This window comes from Enterococcus sp. DIV0176, assembly GCF_050528535.1.
In the GTDB taxonomy this organism is placed as follows: Bacteria; Bacillota; Bacilli; order Lactobacillales; family Enterococcaceae; genus Enterococcus_B; species Enterococcus_B thailandicus.
The window spans coordinates 1899300-1915012 of the sequence record NZ_CP172879.1 but is presented as its reverse complement, the minus strand read 5'-3'; the positions used below and the strand labels follow the sequence as shown (position 1 = coordinate 1915012).

The 15713-nt window shown below is 36.7% G+C and carries 17 protein-coding genes, 1 tRNA gene and 1 other annotated feature; of the genes, 16 read left to right on the top strand and 2 right to left on the bottom strand.

What is annotated here, in order from left to right:
• Positions 1 to 204: 204 nt before the first annotated feature.
• From IGJ66_RS08905 to IGJ66_RS08880, 6 genes are all read left to right on the top strand, one after another.
• Positions 205 to 717, top strand: coding sequence for a signal peptidase I (locus IGJ66_RS08905; RefSeq protein WP_067480455.1), 513 nt, complete (start codon positions 205 to 207; stop codon positions 715 to 717).
• Positions 718 to 830: 113 nt separating this feature from the next.
• Positions 831 to 1526, top strand: coding sequence for an O-methyltransferase (locus tag IGJ66_RS08900; RefSeq protein WP_067480457.1), 696 nt, complete (start codon positions 831 to 833; stop codon positions 1524 to 1526).
• A gap of 274 nt (positions 1527 to 1800) precedes the next feature.
• Positions 1801 to 1874: transfer RNA gene (locus IGJ66_RS08895), tRNA-Arg, on the top strand.
• A gap of 266 nt (positions 1875 to 2140) precedes the next feature.
• A complete protein-coding gene (locus IGJ66_RS08890; RefSeq protein WP_270608094.1) occupies positions 2141 to 2602 on the top strand; it encodes a GNAT family N-acetyltransferase in 462 nt (153 codons plus the stop codon).
• Positions 2599 to 3150: a DUF1697 domain-containing protein gene (locus IGJ66_RS08885; protein ID WP_368026919.1), complete on the top strand. Its 552-nt coding sequence runs from the start codon at positions 2599 to 2601 to the stop codon at positions 3148 to 3150. Before IGJ66_RS08890 ends, IGJ66_RS08885 begins: the two co-directional genes overlap by 4 nt.
• A gap of 253 nt (positions 3151 to 3403) precedes the next feature.
• On the top strand, positions 3404 to 5029 hold the full coding sequence (locus IGJ66_RS08880; RefSeq protein WP_067480466.1) for a SulP family inorganic anion transporter: 1626 nt from the start codon (positions 3404 to 3406) through the stop codon (positions 5027 to 5029).
• Between the two features lie 37 nt (positions 5030 to 5066).
• Here the strand turns inward: IGJ66_RS08880 and IGJ66_RS08875 are convergent, their stop codons facing one another.
• Positions 5067 to 5726, bottom strand: coding sequence for a uracil-DNA glycosylase (locus tag IGJ66_RS08875; protein ID WP_067481322.1), 660 nt, complete (start codon positions 5724 to 5726; stop codon positions 5067 to 5069).
• A 149-nt stretch (positions 5727 to 5875) separates the two neighbouring features.
• Positions 5876 to 5951: a sequence feature (ribosomal protein L21 leader region), on the top strand.
• 19 nt (positions 5952 to 5970) lie between these two features.
• On the opposite strand from IGJ66_RS08875, the gene rplU reads away from it, so the two are divergent.
• From rplU to rpmA, 3 genes are read left to right on the top strand one after another with little or no spacing between them, the layout of a single operon-like run.
• Positions 5971 to 6279, top strand: coding sequence for a 50S ribosomal protein L21 (rplU, locus tag IGJ66_RS08870; protein ID WP_067480469.1), 309 nt, complete (start codon positions 5971 to 5973; stop codon positions 6277 to 6279).
• A 28-nt stretch (positions 6280 to 6307) separates the two neighbouring features.
• A complete protein-coding gene (locus tag IGJ66_RS08865; protein WP_067480472.1) occupies positions 6308 to 6652 on the top strand; it encodes a ribosomal-processing cysteine protease Prp in 345 nt (114 codons plus the stop codon).
• Between the two features lie 12 nt (positions 6653 to 6664).
• Positions 6665 to 6958 (top strand): 50S ribosomal protein L27, encoded by a 294-nt coding sequence (gene rpmA / locus IGJ66_RS08860; RefSeq protein WP_010751514.1) that lies wholly within the window; start codon positions 6665 to 6667, stop codon positions 6956 to 6958.
• Positions 6959 to 7090: 132 nt separating this feature from the next.
• Here rpmA and IGJ66_RS08855 read toward each other — a convergent pair whose 3' ends face one another.
• A complete protein-coding gene (locus IGJ66_RS08855) occupies positions 7091 to 7798 on the bottom strand; it encodes a GntR family transcriptional regulator (RefSeq protein WP_071868197.1) in 708 nt (235 codons plus the stop codon).
• A gap of 255 nt (positions 7799 to 8053) precedes the next feature.
• Between IGJ66_RS08855 and IGJ66_RS08850 the strand changes: the two genes are divergently transcribed.
• From IGJ66_RS08850 to IGJ66_RS08820, 7 genes are all read left to right on the top strand, one after another.
• Positions 8054 to 8281, top strand: coding sequence for a helix-turn-helix domain-containing protein (locus IGJ66_RS08850; RefSeq protein WP_067480478.1), 228 nt, complete (start codon positions 8054 to 8056; stop codon positions 8279 to 8281).
• A gap of 134 nt (positions 8282 to 8415) precedes the next feature.
• Complete coding sequence (locus IGJ66_RS08845) at positions 8416 to 8571, top strand: hypothetical protein (RefSeq protein ID WP_157495812.1); 156 nt, start codon at positions 8416 to 8418, stop codon at positions 8569 to 8571.
• A gap of 710 nt (positions 8572 to 9281) precedes the next feature.
• Complete coding sequence (locus IGJ66_RS08840; protein ID WP_067481324.1) at positions 9282 to 12095, top strand: sigma 54-interacting transcriptional regulator; 2814 nt, start codon at positions 9282 to 9284, stop codon at positions 12093 to 12095.
• 205 nt (positions 12096 to 12300) lie between these two features.
• Positions 12301 to 12792, top strand: a complete 492-nt coding sequence (locus tag IGJ66_RS08835; RefSeq protein ID WP_067480482.1) for a mannose/fructose/sorbose PTS transporter subunit IIB — start codon at positions 12301 to 12303, stop codon at positions 12790 to 12792.
• Between the two features lie 97 nt (positions 12793 to 12889).
• A complete protein-coding gene (locus tag IGJ66_RS08830; protein ID WP_067480484.1) occupies positions 12890 to 13855 on the top strand; it encodes a mannose/fructose/sorbose PTS transporter subunit IIA in 966 nt (321 codons plus the stop codon).
• A gap of 48 nt (positions 13856 to 13903) precedes the next feature.
• Positions 13904 to 14713 (top strand): PTS mannose/fructose/sorbose transporter subunit IIC, encoded by an 810-nt coding sequence (locus tag IGJ66_RS08825; RefSeq protein ID WP_067480487.1) that lies wholly within the window; start codon positions 13904 to 13906, stop codon positions 14711 to 14713.
• Positions 14714 to 14730: 17 nt separating this feature from the next.
• Positions 14731 to 15645, top strand: coding sequence for a PTS system mannose/fructose/sorbose family transporter subunit IID (locus IGJ66_RS08820; RefSeq protein ID WP_067480490.1), 915 nt, complete (start codon positions 14731 to 14733; stop codon positions 15643 to 15645).
• The last annotated feature ends 68 nt before the right edge of the window (positions 15646 to 15713 follow it).

Below are 15713 nucleotides of genomic sequence, written 5' to 3'. Positions count from 1 at the left end.
TCCTTTCCAATTGGAGTACATTTAGGTTAAACTTTTTTTTATTTGTAGTCAATGCCTTTATAACACTTAATTAGCTATTTAATTAAGAAAATAAGGAGATTTTCAAGTTTTAAATATCAGTTTTCTAATAAAAAAGAAATATAGATAAAAATTTGTGTTATTATATTGTTACTTTAGTAAATTAGGGAATTGAGGTGGAAAACGGTGCCTTTTAACAAAAAAATAACTCTTATTGGCTCAATTGTATTGATTCTATTTTTAGCCATTATCTTATGTATTGTTTTATTGCCACACTTGCTTGGCCTAACACCACAAATTGTTACTGATAAAGATATGGCTCCACTGTATTCAAACGGAAGTGTGGTTTATGTTCGACCACAAAAAGCGGAAGATATTTTAGTTGGTGACGTCATTACTTATTATGAAAATTCTGGTGAGCGAGTGAAAACCCGACGTGTGGTCGCTGCAGGTGAGAACCAAGAATATTTTTATACGAAAGCAGATACGCAGACACAAGTTGAATCAGGCATGATAAAACCACGAAGTGTAATTGGAAAACCAGTTTTTCAAATTCCCTATGTAGGTGCGCTACTGGCTAAAGATAGCTTTTCGAAAATGAATATCTTGTTTTGGGGTATGGCATTTTGTTTAACTGCTGTCACGACGTGGAACACGGTAGATGAATTTCGGAAAAAGAAAAATTGTAGAATGATTTGATCAAATACTTAGTTCGACAGAATTTCTGTCGAACTTTTTTTGCTAAGAAAAACTTTTAGTAACTTGTACAATAAATTTGTTCTAAGTATAATGTTGGAAAGAGGAGGAGAAGTATGCGCAATGAAATGATGCATCGTCCAGTTATAAAGGAAGAATTACTGGATTTTATGCGAACACAACAAAAAAAATTACCTGGTGAGCTAGGGCTTCTTGAAGAAGAGGCGCATGAGGCAGGAGTTCCTGTCATTCCTCATGAAACGGCACTCTTTTTGAAATTTTTCCTTGGTCAAATGAAACCAGAAAATATATTAGAAATTGGCGCTGCCATAGGCTTCTCGTCTAGCTTGATGGCAACTTCAATTAGTGAGGTAGGCCACGTTACAACGATTGATCGTTTTGATGTAATGATTGAAAAAGCGAAAAAAAATTATGAACGTCTTGGTTTAACAGATAAAGTAACGTTACTTGAAGGACAAGCAGCTGAAATTTTGCCAACATTGATAGGCCCATACGATTTTATTTTTATGGATAGTGCGAAGTCAAAATATATTGAGTTCCTTCCAGAATGTTTGCGTTTATTAAGAAAAGGCGGGGTGCTGATGGTAGATGATATTTTTCAAGGCGGCACAATTTTATTACCAGATGAAGAAATTCCCAGAGGAAAACGAGCAATTCATCGTAAATTAAATGAATTTCTAAGAGTTGTCATGAATCATCCTGGACTAACATCAAGCATCTTGCCGTTGGGTGATGGTGTGATTATGATTACTAAAGAAGCTGATGATGTTTCATTAGCTGAAGTTCAATAAACAATCAGAACTAAGCAATCACTGATTCTAAAAAGAAAATAAAAATAGTTATCTGGCTGGGAAGGAGAGATCCCAGTCTTTTTTGTGAAATTAATTTAGTAAATTGTCTAATCTAAGCCTTCACAAAAAGATACGTAGAAAAAAAGCTTTTATTTTGAATTCTATGATTTTGTTGAAAACTTTTTGCAATTAAATAACTAAATTCTTATTGACAGAATCTTTTTGTTTCTCTATAATTACCTTGTTGCGCTAATTCATGTGATAAACATGTGAGGTCATAGTAGCTCAGCTGGATAGAGCATCCGCCTTCTAAGCGGACGGTCGGGGGTTCGAATCCCTCCTGTGACGTATAAAAACCGTTAGAAACGTTTGTTTCTAACGGTTTTTTGTTTTTGTGTCAAACTTGTGGTAAAAGTTTTTACTCAGTTAAAGTTAGAAGCAGTTGGGTTAGCTAGGTCTTTTAAATGCGTCTATTTGACACTTCAAAATAGATAGAATTTATCGAAAAATAGTTCGTATCATCAACAAATAACTAGATGCATTTGAGAAAATAGATACAAAAATAATCCATTCAGCACCAGAAAAATTTATTATTAAAGTTAGGGAGAAAGCATATGTTGACGCATAAAAAAGCTGTACTGGATGATTACCCTAAAGTACTAGAAGTTTGGGGGAAATCAGTTAAAGAAACACATAACTTTTTATCACAAAAAGATTTTGTGTTTTATCAAGAAGCTATACCAAACTACTTGAATGCTGTTGAACTCTTGTTATGGTACGATGATGAACAGTTGCTAGGATTTAGTGGTACACAGGATGAAGAGTTAGCAATGCTATTTCTTAACCCAGAGTTTATGGGAAAAAAATATGGCAGTAAAATTTTAGTTTGGTTATTAGAAAATAAAAACATTCAAAAAATAGATGTCAACGCGCAAAATAAAAACGCTAAAGCATTTTATTTGAAACATGGATTTACAATTGATTCAGAGGACCAAATAGATGGTTTTGGGAAAAATTATCCCATCCTTCATTTAGTTAAGCAGAGCGAGAACGAGAAAGAAGGAGTATACAAATGAACTATATCGCATTTTTTCGGGGAATCAATGTTGGAAGTAAAAATCGCATTAAGATGGCTGATTTAAGAGTATTATTTAGTGATTTAGGTTATCAAAATGTCAAAACGTATATTCAAAGTGGGAATGTCATTTTTGAGTCAAATAGACCAGAAACAATGATTATGTCTGAACTTGTCAGAGCATTTGTTGAACGATTTGGTTTTGAGAGCAAAATTGTTTTACGAACAGCTGAGGAATTTGCAACTATCTTAGCTGAGTTTCCATTTACAGAAGCTGAAATCCAGAAAATGAATGATCATTTGCCAGAGGTCGAGCACGTGTATTTTTATCTCGGCAATCAAGAAATCGATGCGTCTGCTGTAGCAAAGCTGGCTGAAGAATTTGTAGGGCAAGACAAGGTTTTTGTTGGAAAAAGAGAAATTTATTTCTTGAGTGCGCAGAGTATTCGGAATTCTAAACTGGGAAATAAATTGACAAAACTCGATGATTCTTTTACTGTTCGCAATCGAAAAACCTTAAATAAAATCAGTGAATTATTGACTAGCTGACTTTTTTACGATAAAAAGCAAACAACTAAAGAAAAGAATAATTGAACACGACAAGAGGCAGATCAAGAAGAGATTTTTTTGGTCTACCTCTTGTTCTATTTATTTTAATATATTTTCTCACGTTTTTTAGTTCAGTAGTAGCAAAGCTGATTAATGATAACAGGACTTTGTGAATGTTCTTACTTTTAGACTAAAATTATGCTATCCTAATGATTGTGTATTTAAGAAATTTTCATGAAAAGGAGTTTGTAGGTTGTTCAAAAATTATCGTTTGTTGTTAAAAAAAGAATTTTCAGGGTATGATTTAGCAAAGTTTCAAAAAGATTTGTTGGCAGGTGTAACTGTTGCAGCAGTTGCTTTGCCTCTTGCGTTAGCGTTCGGGGTTTCAAGTGGTGCTGATGCGGCGGCAGGATTGATTACTGCTATTTTAGCTGGTGTCATTATTGGTGGTTTGTCAGGTGGTTTTTATCAAATTTCTGGACCAACTGGGGCAATGGCAGCAATCTTAATGTCCATTGTAGCAACGCAAGGAATCCATGGTGTGTTGCTGGCGACTTTCTTAGCTGGGATTTTCTTGTTGATTGCCGGAATTTTTCGGTTGGGAACATTAACCTCTTTTATTCCGGCACCGGTAATTACCGGTTTTACGTCAGGAATCGCAATCATTATTGGTTTGGGCCAAGTGGATAATTTATTTGGTGTTCATTCACAAGGCGCGAATGTGATTGAAAAATTAAGCAGTTATCAGACGTTAGGGTTTACAGTTAATTGGAGCGCCTTGTTCATGGGAAGTTTAGTGATTCTGGGAATGGCTTTTTATCCGAAAAGCTGGGCACAAAAAATGCCAAGCTCGCTTTTAGCAATTATTCTTGCGACAGGTGCCATGTTGATTTTTCATTTGCCTGTGGCGACGGTAGGTAAAATTCCACAGACAATAATTAGTAGCAATCGTTTAGTTTTAAGTGATTTTCAGATTGCCGATTTACAACAAGTAGCAGTTCCGGCAGTCAGCATTGCACTTTTAGGAATGGTCGAGAGTTTATTATGCGGGGCGTCAGCTGGAAGAATGGCAAACAAACCATTAGATAGTAATCAAGAATTAGTGGCGCAAGGAATCGGTAACTTGTTATTACCTTTCTTTGGTGGGATTCCTGCGACAGCCGCAATTGCTCGAACGAGTGTTGCGATTAAATCAGGTGCTCAGACACGTCTAGCTGGAATCATTCATGCCGGTGTTCTATTCCTATCTATGCTCGTTTTCGCACCAGTGATGTCTCAAATTCCGATGCCTGCATTGGCGGGTGTTTTGATTGTTACTGCTTGGCGAATGAATGAGTGGGAAACCATCCGCGAGTTGTTTTCAAAAAAATATTGGACTTCTATTCTTCTATTTTTCCTAACAATGATTTGTACGGTTGTTTTTGATTTAAGTATTGCAATCGTCATCGGAATCATTGGCGGGTGCATTTTCTTTGTCATGAAAAGTGCGGCGATTACGATTTCGCTTGAAACAATTGATTGGAAACGAATGGATTTACCTGAAACTGAAAAATTAAAAGACTGGACAGTTGTTTATATCAGTGGCCCTTTGTTTTTCATGTCATCAGAAAAATTAAAATCAAAATTAGCTGAGTTGAGTGACCAAGATGGCATTATCTTTTCGATGCGTGGTGTTCCGAGTATTGACCTGACGGCGCTGTCTGTCTTTGACGAATTTCAAACGAATGCAGACGAAAGAGGCCAACTAGTTATCTATACTTCCCTCCAACCAGAAGTAGAAAAATATATGAAACACTTGTGGCAAGGAGAAAGCACGGAACAACATCAAACCGTAGCACATGCATTGTCTGCATTACATGCACGATATGAAACGAATTAATAAAAGAAATAACTAAACTAAAAAAGGAAGCCTGAGATTATTCAGAGCTTCCTTTTCTTGTATCGTTGATGAGCGTATCCAGTATTTCCCAGTCTTGCTTAATAAGTGGAGCTAAAGAACGATTGTAAAAAATAGCAGCAGGATGAAACAGGGGAACAATGCGATAAGTTTTCTTTGACCATTCGTAGTGTGTTTTCTGTTTGTTCAATTCTAAAACGGGTCCCACATATAATTGCCCATGATTTTTTGAAACAGTGTGGTCTTTTCCTAGTAAACGTTGTAGGCCGATATTTCCTAAAGTAGCAATTAAATCAGGTTTGATTTTGGCAATTTCATAGTCGAGAATGGGGGCGTGTGCAAACACTTCAGCTTTAGTCGGGGTTCTGTTTGGATAAACGATTTCTTTTTCATGAGTTCGCTTATTTATTCGTTCAACAACACGATAAGGTCGACTGCGAACTGCACTAGTAATGTAGACATCTGCCCTGGTTAACTTCAGTCCTTCAAGGCAGGCCATCAATTCTTTCCCTGCTTGTCCGCTGAAAGGGATATGGTTTTCAACTTCGTTTTTTCCTGGAGCTTCACCAACAAACATTATTTTTGGTTTAAGAGAACCTTGCCCTGCGACAAAACCTTCGACAGGTCGATTATTCATTCGTTGTTTTACTTCTTTCACTAATGTAGTAGGGTAGTTCATGCGTTCATCTACTTTCATTTTTCGTTTGACTCTTTTTTAGTATAAAAGGATAGAGAAAAAAATGCGACTAAAGAGGTCAGAAAGATCAGAAATTTTAGTTGACGGATAGTGTTTATTTTGTTAAGCTAGTAACGTTGTAATTGTGGACTCCACAGCTACAACCGCACAGAATAAGTAGTAAGCACAGCCTGGCTGTCACTTAGGATGGCGAGTCTAAGTATAAAATAAGGAGGTGCTTTATAGCATGTACGCAATTATTAAAACTGGTGGTAAACAAGTAAAAGTTGAAGTTGGTCAAGCAATCTACATCGAAAAACTTGACGTTGAAGCAGGTGAAAAAGTTGTCTTTGACGAAGTTATTTTAGTAGGTGGCGAATCTACAAAAGTAGGCGCTCCAACAGTCAACGGTGCAACTGTTGAAGGAACTGTTGAAAAACACGGCAAACAAAAGAAAGTCGTTACTTTCAAATACAAACCTAAAAAACATTCACACCGCAAACAAGGTCACCGTCAACCATACACAAAAGTGGTTATCGACGCAATCAACGCTTAATTAGTGTTTGAGAAAGAAGGCCTGAATGATGATCAAAGGAACATTTAAGCGAAATGACGCAGGTCAAATCGTTTCATTTACTTTGACAGGGCATGCTGATGCGGGTCCTTATGGAAGTGATATTGTATGTGCAGGTGTTTCTGCATTAGCAATCAGCACAGTCAATGGGATTGCTTCATTAGCTGGTTTTGATCCGATTGTTGACGTGAATGAAGAAGACGGCGGGTATCTTTATACCGAAGTTAGCTCAATCATGACACAGGAACAAACGAATATTGCCGAAATTCTACTGGAAAATCTTTTATTAGGTTTACAATCCATAGAAGCTGAGAATTCAGAATATATCCAAATTAAAACAATTACTGATAAATAGGAGGTGCAGACCATGTTATTATCTATGAATCTTCAATTATTTGCCCACAAAAAAGGTGGCGGTTCTACATCTAACGGCCGTGACTCAGAATCAAAACGTTTAGGTGCTAAACGTGCTGATGGACAAACTGTTACAGGTGGATCAATTCTTTACCGTCAACGCGGTACAAAAATCTATCCAGGTGTAAACGTGGGTATTGGTGGAGACGACACTTTATTTGCTAAAGTTGATGGCGTAGTACGTTTCGAACGTAAAGGCCGCGACAAAAAACAAGTGTCTGTTTATCCAGTAGCTCAAGAAGCTTAATAAACAGTTAGCTCCATCCCTCGCTTGGCGAGGGATGGAGCTTTTTTGTTTTTAAGCAAGTTTGTATAATTTTTTGATGACCTATTGGCTAAGTAATTTTTAAATAAAAAGTACCTAAAGAATGTCGCTAATTTATTTTGCTTCTACTTCAATTTTTGTTTTGAAATATTTCCAATGTTTGTAACTAACGATATACTCCGCAACACTTTTATCTGGTAGGTAAGAATGTTTGACCTGTTTGACAGCAGGCTCTCTAAAACTTAGATTCAACAAACGAAGCAACTCGGGATCATCAGGAAAGACAATTTCATTTGTTTCAACAGATGCTAAGGAAAAAAGATCGATACCGAAATCTAAACGGATTCGTTCGTAGACACTTGTGTAAGTTGATAAGTCATCTGCAAGTGGTTGCTTCATTAGCTTTTTGGGTAAGTGAGTAAGGTGAACCAAGAAAGGCGTTTCATCAAAGTAACGAACGCGTTTGATTTTGTAATAGGTTTCATCGCTAGGTAATTTTAATTCATGCAAAATCGTGGCATCATTTTTTTCTTCGATGGATAATACAGTGACGTGTTCTTTATCAAATGAATTCCGTTCAAGATCTGAGAATTTGACAGTTTCTGCTACTTTTGATCGTGAAATAAAAGTGCCTTTTCCCTGTACTCGATAAAGGTAGCCGGCATTCGTTAGCTCATTGAGTGCTTTAACCGCTGTGATTGAGCTGACGGCATACTTTTGCTTAATCGCAGCTTCTGAATAAAATTTATCACCTGGAACAAATTTATTTGTTTTGATTTCAGTTAGTAAATCTTGTTTGATTTGTTCATACTTTGGAATCATAAAATCACCTTTTTCCGAAATGTTGGTGTAGTGTTATCAATTTTAAGAATAGCATGTTCATTTTTCTTTCGCAATAAAGGGAATAATAGAAAGAACAAATTTGCGGTTGTCAAAATAAAATGAAGAAAGAAGGGAAGTTAGAGCAAGTCATTCATCGTGTTGTGTAGTCTGGTTTACTGAAACAAGTGGTCTTTTTGTCCACAATTGACCGATTGAGAAAAGCGCATTATATAATTAGCAAAAAAGGATTTCATTATGAAGAAACTATATTATTTACGTAAGCAGCATCAGCTAACGATTCGAAAATTAGCTGAACATCTTCACTGTGATTATTCTGTCTATTCAAAATATGAGCGTGGTGAACGGGAAGTTCCGCTATATATTTTGATTGCACTCGCTGATTTTTTTGAGACAAATTTAGATTTTTTGTTAGGGCGCACGGATTTTTCAAAGAAGTTGCCAGAGCCAAGAAGGAAAAAATAATTGAAAGAACAGGTGGGAAGAAAGCGGAACCAAACAGTTTGTAAATTTTGTCTATGGTAAATATTTTAGATACATTGTATGGTGAAGGAAAGTTGGGGGAGTGAATAAGTCACAGGACAAAAGAAGGGCTTTTGATGAAGGTAAAATCAGTGAACCTAAATGGGCATCCGTTGCTTCAAGTGTTGTTGTTTGTAGCTGAAGTTTTATTTGGGCTGGTTGCCTGCCTGTTGGTAAGTGTTTGGTTTGGACGGTTGATGCAAGTAATCATTGGTTATTTTGCGGGTTGGTAAAACATTGTAATGTAAGATCTATGTTAAAAAATATTGTGTGTATGACAAGTATCATTGAATAAAAAGAAATTTGACAGACGTCAGGTTTCTCAGACTGTAGGACAAAGGAAAAATTCTTTGTCCTACAGTTTTTTGTTATAAACTAAGACGATGAAAGAGAAACGTTGCCAACGATTCTGATGAAAACATCATCAATTGAAGCCTTCTGTAGTTTGCATTATGTATTCAGCTATTCTAAATGACAATTTTGATAAAATTCAACTTAATAAAAGAAATAGAATAAATATAGGGAAAGTGACTGAATAAATAATTTTTTTATTTTCACTATGTGAATAGTAAATATAAAAAGAAATTAAAAATTTTGGTTGTTTGTTCTTGCTGGGCACATGTTTATTCGCATCACTGATTGGTGAAAAAGTTCCAAGTGCGGTACTAAATAATACAAGTGAATTGACTGTAAAAAATGATAGTTTTAGTTACTTTTAAAGAAAGTTTTTTTAATGAAAAAAGAACAATAGTGTATAAAAGTAAATACTTGTTTAACAAATGTTTCGTTTATTTTGAAAAAGCATGAGGTAAATAGTTGACGAATCCTCTAGAAATCCATAGTATTATGTTTTGTAGTTAGCTATTTTTAGTTATGTTTGTTCTATAATAGTAAGGAAAATAGTGTAGCAGGAAATTTGGAAACACAGGAAGGGGCGTATCAATTGACAAAGCGTATTGACCGAATTTATCTCTATGTCAAAGAAAAAACCGCTCATTTAACAAAAGTAGAAGCAGATCAAGGAGTAACTACTCAAGAAATTGCTGAAATATTAGGAATTCAACGAACAAATAGCAGTAAAGATTTAAACCAGCTAGTTCGTGAAGGGAAATTAGTCAAGTCCGATGGCAGACCAGTCCGTTACATATATCAAAAGGCAGACGAATATCAAAAACCTGTAAGCAAGCACGTGGTTAGTTACAAAGAAGATGTTCTACCAGTTGAAGAACCAATCGTTCATATTGATACAAAAGATATTTTTTCCAAAATTATCGGTGAAAATGGCAGTATGAAAAATGCTGTTGAACAGGCGAAAGCTGCTATTTTATATCCACCTAGAGGATTAAATTGTTTAATTACGGGACCAACTGGTTCTGGAAAAACCTATTTTGCACATGCAATGTTTCATTTTGCCAAAGCAAATCATGTCATTGATGAAGAAAATGAATTGATTGTGTTTAATTGTGCCGATTATGCGAATAATCCAGAATTATTGATGAGTCATCTTTTTGGTTATACCAAAGGAGCATTTACTGGCGCGGCTGAAGAAAAAATGGGGATTATCGACCAGGCAGATGGCGGGATGCTCTTTTTAGATGAAATTCATCGCTTACCACCAGAAGGACAAGAAATGATTTTTTATTTTATGGATCATGGAACTTATAGCCGATTGGGTGAGACGACAAAATCACATGAAGCAAATGTCCGGATCGTTGGCGCAACAACAGAAGACCCAGGTTCTTCTTTATTAGAAACTTTTGTGAGACGAATTCCAATCAACATTCAGTTGCCGTCTTTTGAAAAGCGACCTGCTAATGAAAAAGTCGATTTGGTAAAAATCATGATTGCTCACGAAGCGAATCGAATTCAACGAAAAATTTCTCTGACAGAAGATGTTGCCAAAGCCTTGATTGGTAGCGTTACTTATGGGAATATTGGACAATTGAAATCAAATATCCAATTGATTTGTGCGCGTGGATTCCTGAATCATATGAACTCACCCGAAATTTCGATTACGGTTAGTGATTTAACTGAAGGAATTCGAAGTGGTCTGATCCAATTAGCTAGCAACCGAGTAGCAATGGCAGAGCTATCAAAAATTTTAGAACCGAAGCTAACAATCGTACCAAACGATGATGTGATGAAAATTCAATCAGATTCGTATGAATTACCTTATAACTTATACGATATTATTGGAGATAAAGCGGCTTTGTTGAAATCTGATGGCTTAGATCAAGAAGCAATCAACCATTTTATTTCGACAGATATCAATATTCATTTGAAATCTTTCTATAAAGATCATGGTTTTTCTTTCAATGCTGACAATAAGTTAGCTGAATTTGTTGATCCTAAAGTAATCGAAGTGACACATCAAATTTATAGTATGGTTAAGAACTCTTTACCTTATGAATTTCAACAGAATTTTATTTATGCAATGAGTTTGCATATCAGTTCATTTTTGAAAAAAATCAATTTAGGTGAAGAACGACATACCAATGATAATATTCGAGAAATGACATTTGATTTTCCAGAAGAGTATGCTGTTGCAAAAGAAGTACGTAAATACATTGAAGAATATTTTCAAGTTCGTATTCCGGAAAGTGAAGATTATTATTTGACGGTCTTGTTAGTTTCTTTAAGAGCCAATCAAGCTACTGGACGAATCGGAGTGGTCGTTGCAGCTCACGGGAATAGCACAGCTAGTAGCATGGTTCAAGTGGTGAAACAACTTTTAGATGTTGATAATGTTCGAGCAGTCGATATGCCGTTGGACATGGATCCTAAAACTGCACTTAGTCGCATTGAACGAAATGTTCAAGAAGTTGATGAGGGAAGTGGGGTTGTGTTGTTGGTTGATATGGGGTCGTTGGCTTCATTCAATACCCAAATTCAACGAGATACAGGGGTTCCCATTCGAACAGTCGACATGGTGACGACCTCATTAGTCTTAGAAACTGTTCGAAAAGTTTCTGTCCTAGGCACAGACTTAGATACGCTTTATGACTCCTTAAAAAACTTTCGTGGTTACGCGGCCGTTTCTCCTGCACCAGTTATTGAGAAGCCAGTCCAAGAGCAAAAAGCAATTTTAGCTATTTGTGCTTCGGGTGAAGGTACGGCAAAAAGAATCAAAGAATTGATCGAACGTGCGGTAAGTAAGCGACAAGAAGCAGAACTGACGGTTTTAGCTTTGTCCATCGTTGAATTAGAAAAAGAACTACCACGTATTCAAGCAGATTATCAAGTGATTGCTACAACGGGAATCACTGATCCTAAAATTGCAGCGCCATTTATTCCACTAGAACGATTCATTGATCAAAATATCGAATTGATTTTAGATCAACTGTTGCTTGAAGCAGATTTAGAAGAAACACCAGATGTTTCTTTAACCGAGGAAACAGCGAAAGAAACCTGCGTGGAATTTATATCAGATAACTTTACGTTTATTAATGGAAGAAAGCTGATTGATCCTATTTGGGACTTTGCTGAGCATGTGACAGAAAGTATTGGACTGGCTAGTAGGGAATACGGTTTTAAAATCAATTTGGTCATGCACACCGCAGGAATGATCGAACGAATCGTATTAAATGAACCGCTAACTGCTGAGAAAGAAGAGCTGGATGAAACAGTTCAAGACCCATTTTATAGGATGCTTCAAAATTTAATTGTTCCATTGGAAGAAAGAGTGAATCTCAAGATTCCTTTAGTTGAAAGCTATTATATTTTGCGCTTGATTCATAATCAGTTGGCCAAGGTGTAACACACTAAATAAACAATACACAAAAAAGATACACTAAAGAAGTGTATCTTTTTTGTGTATTGTTTAAAAAAGCTTAAAGAACCAGTAGTGTATTGTTTAAAAGTTGGCACGCTTCTTGCTTTTATATAAGTGTGCTAGGAATTGGTTGCTTTCACAGAAATGATAGGGGTTTCTGTGAAGTAGTTTGAAAAAAGGAGTTTTGAAGATGGATATTCGATTAGCGCGTATAGATGATCGTTTAATCCACGGACAAGTTGCGACGGCTTGGTCAAAATCGACTGGTGTTGAACGAATCATTGTGGTCAGCGATATGGTGGCAAAAGATGATTTGAGAAAGTTTCTGTTAAAAGAGGCTGCACCGCCAGGAATTCATGCGAACGTTATAACCGTTCAAAAGATGATTCAAGTTTATCAAAGTGGATTATTAGCAAATGCGAAAGTAATGCTGTTGTTCACCAACCCTCAGGATGTAGAAGCAATTGTTCGCTGTGGTGTACAGCTCAGCTCATTAAATATTGGCGGTATGAGTTTTACTGATGGTAAAACAATGATTACTAATTTTGTTTCAGTAAATCAGCGCGATATAGAAGCTTTTAACTATTTGGATAGTCAAAAAGTAGAGTTAGAGATTCGCAAAGTACCTGCAGACAGAAAAGTTCTTTTGATGGAGCTACTAGCAAAAGCAAAAAAGGCATAGTTGGATGTTGTGGTCAGTCAAACAATCTGTTGTAATGGTTAGCAATTATTTTTAATTTTGATTTTTGTTACAACAAAAAGAAATAGGAGGTATAAGTATGGTAGGAATTATCCTAGCAAGTCACGGACAGTTTGCTGAAGGAATCTTACAGTCTGGTTCAATGATCTTTGGCGAACAAGAAAACGTTAAAGCAGTTATTTTGAAACCAAGCGAAGGTCCAGATGACTTGAGAGCCAAGTTAGAAGAGGCTGTTGCTTCTTTTGACAATCAAGACGAAGTGTTATTCTTAGTTGATTTATGGGGTGGTACTCCATTCAATCAAGCAAATACATTGTTTGAAGAACACAAAGACAAATGGGCAATCGTCAGTGGTTTGAACTTGCCAATGTTAATTGAAGCATATGCTTCTCGTTTTTCAATGGAATCTGCGCAAGAAATTGCAGCACATATCATTGAAACTGCAAAAGAAGGTGTGAAGGTTAAACCTGAAGAGTTGGAACCAGAAGAAGCACCAAAAGCTGAAGTACAGCAATCTGCATCTGGAACTCCAGGTAAGTTTAGTTATGTTTTAGCTCGTGTTGATTCACGTTTACTTCATGGACAAGTTGCAACAGCTTGGACAAAGACAACAAACCCAACTCGTATTATTGTTGTTTCTGATGCAGTAGCTAAAGACGAACTTCGTAAAAAATTGATTCAACAAGCTGCTCCTCCAGGTGTAAAAGCTCATGTTGTTCCAATTGAACAAATGATCAAGTTAGCTAAAGATGACCAACACTTTGGTGGACAACGTGCTTTACTTTTATTCGAAAACCCACAAGATGTTTTAAGAGCGGTTGAAGGTGGCGTACCATTAGAAACAGTTAACGTTGGTTCTATGGCTCATTCACCAGGTAAAGTGCAACCAAATAAAGTATTGGCATTTAGTCAAGATGATATTGATACTTTCCGTAAACTTGAAGACGCTGGCGTCAAATTTGATGTACGTAAAGTACCAAATGATTCAAAAGGAAACATGGATGAAATCTTGAAAAAAGCACAAGAAGAACTAAACAAAAAATAATAAACAAGCATAGTTTTAACTATCAGAGAAAAATGGAGGCTTAACATCATGGAATTAAACTTTATTCAAATGATATTAGTCGTTATCGTAGCATTTTTGGCTGGTATGGAAGGAATTCTTGATGAATTTCATTTCCATCAACCAGTAATCGCATGTACGTTAATCGGCTTAGTTACTGGGAACTTAATACCTTGCCTTATTTTAGGTGGTACTTTACAAATGATCGCTCTTGGTTGGGCAAATATCGGCGCTGCTGTAGCTCCCGATGCTGCTTTAGCATCTGTTGCATCTGCAATTATTTTAGTATTAGGTGGTCAAGGAAGAGCTGGGGTTTCTTCAGCTATCGCGATCGCTGTACCTCTAGCTGTAGCTGGTCTATTATTAACAATTATCTGTCGTACAATCGCAACGGCTTTCGTTCACTTGATGGATGCTGCTGCTAAAGAAGGTAACTTCAGAAAAGTTGAATTATGGCATATTGTAGCAATTTGTATGCAAGGTATTCGTATTGCGATTCCAGCTGCTTTGATCTTGGCAATCGGTGAAGGCCCTGTGAAAGGCTTACTTGAATCTATGCCAGTTTGGTTAACAGACGGTTTAGCAATCGGTGGTGGTATGGTTGTAGCTGTAGGTTATGCAATGGTTATCAACATGATGGCTACAAAAGAAGTATGGCCATTCTTTGCAATTGGTTTCGTATTGGCAACTGTTTCTGAAATTACTCTTATCGGACTTGGTGCAATCGGTGTAGCTCTTGCTCTTATCTACTTAGCCCTTTCTAAACAAGGCGGCGGTTCAGGTAACGGCGGTGGCTCAAATACTGGTGACCCACTAGGCGATATCATAGATAACTACTAAAGGAGGCGTACACGAAAATGGCAGAAGAAAGAATTCAATTATCGAAAAAAGATCGTATTTCTGTTTGGTGGCGTTCAACTTTCATCCAAGGATCATGGAACTACGAACGTATGCAAAATGGTGGCTGGGCTTTCTCAATGATTCCAGCAATCAAAAAATTATATAAAACAAAAGAAGACCGTGCAGCTGCACTAGAACGTCACTTGGAGTTCTTTAATACTCACCCATATGTAGCTTCACCAATTCTAGGGGTTACATTGGCACTTGAAGAAGAACGTGCAAATGGTGCACCTGTTGACGATGTAACAATTCAAGGGGTTAAGGTTGGTATGATGGGACCTTTAGCTGGTATCGGAGATCCAGTTTTCTGGTTCACAGTGAAACCAATCCTTGGCGCATTAGCAGCTTCTCTTGCAATGAGCGGTAATATCTTAGGTCCAATCATCTATTTCTTAGGTTGGAATATTATTCGTATGGCTTTCATGTGGTACACACAGGAATTCGGCTACAAAGCTGGTTCAAAAATCACGGAAGATTTATCTGGTGGATTACTACAAGACATCACTAAAGGTGCTTCAATTCTGGGGATGTTTATCTTGGGTTCATTAGTTAACCGTTGGGTATCAATCAGCTTTGCGCCTACAGTATCTACAGTGAAACTTGATAAAGGTGCATACATCGAGTGGGACAAATTACCTGCTGGTGCTGAAGGAATTAAATCTGCTTTGGAACAACAAGCAGCAGGTTTATCTTTAACTTCTTCTAAAGTTACTACATTACAAGACAACTTAGACAGCTTGATCCCTGGTCTTGCTGCACTATGTTTAACATTGTTCTGTATGTGGTTACTTAAGAAAAAAGTATCACCTATCATCATTATCCTTGGATTATTCGTGGTTGGTATTGTCTTCCACTTAATCGGATTGATGTAAAAATTATAATCAGATAGTCTGAGCTCATTTTGAGCTTCAGACTATTTTTTTTAGGGAGGTAGCGTTAT

Bases quoted from the DNA above. Each gene is read 5' to 3' on its own strand.
- IGJ66_RS08875 (WP_067481322.1), bottom strand. From the start codon at position 5,726: ATGAACTACCCTACTACATTAGTGAAAGAAGTAAAACAACGAATGAAT.
- IGJ66_RS08865 (WP_067480472.1), top strand. From the start codon at position 6,308: ATGATCAAAGGAACATTTAAGCGAAATGACGCAGGTCAAATCGTTTCA.
- IGJ66_RS08825 (WP_067480487.1), top strand. From the start codon at position 13,904: ATGGAATTAAACTTTATTCAAATGATATTAGTCGTTATCGTAGCATTT.
- IGJ66_RS08885 (WP_368026919.1), top strand. From the start codon at position 2,599: ATGAACTATATCGCATTTTTTCGGGGAATCAATGTTGGAAGTAAAAAT.
- IGJ66_RS08835 (WP_067480482.1), top strand. From the start codon at position 12,301: ATGGATATTCGATTAGCGCGTATAGATGATCGTTTAATCCACGGACAA.
- rpmA (WP_010751514.1), top strand. From the start codon at position 6,665: ATGTTATTATCTATGAATCTTCAATTATTTGCCCACAAAAAAGGTGGC.
- IGJ66_RS08850 (WP_067480478.1), top strand. From the start codon at position 8,054: ATGAAGAAACTATATTATTTACGTAAGCAGCATCAGCTAACGATTCGA.
- IGJ66_RS08830 (WP_067480484.1), top strand. From the start codon at position 12,890: ATGGTAGGAATTATCCTAGCAAGTCACGGACAGTTTGCTGAAGGAATC.
- IGJ66_RS08900 (WP_067480457.1), top strand. From the start codon at position 831: ATGCGCAATGAAATGATGCATCGTCCAGTTATAAAGGAAGAATTACTG.
- IGJ66_RS08890 (WP_270608094.1), top strand. From the start codon at position 2,141: ATGTTGACGCATAAAAAAGCTGTACTGGATGATTACCCTAAAGTACTA.
- IGJ66_RS08855 (WP_071868197.1), bottom strand. From the start codon at position 7,798: ATGATTCCAAAGTATGAACAAATCAAACAAGATTTACTAACTGAAATC.
- rplU (WP_067480469.1), top strand. From the start codon at position 5,971: ATGTACGCAATTATTAAAACTGGTGGTAAACAAGTAAAAGTTGAAGTT.
- IGJ66_RS08845 (WP_157495812.1), top strand. From the start codon at position 8,416: ATGAAGGTAAAATCAGTGAACCTAAATGGGCATCCGTTGCTTCAAGTG.
- IGJ66_RS08820 (WP_067480490.1), top strand. From the start codon at position 14,731: ATGGCAGAAGAAAGAATTCAATTATCGAAAAAAGATCGTATTTCTGTT.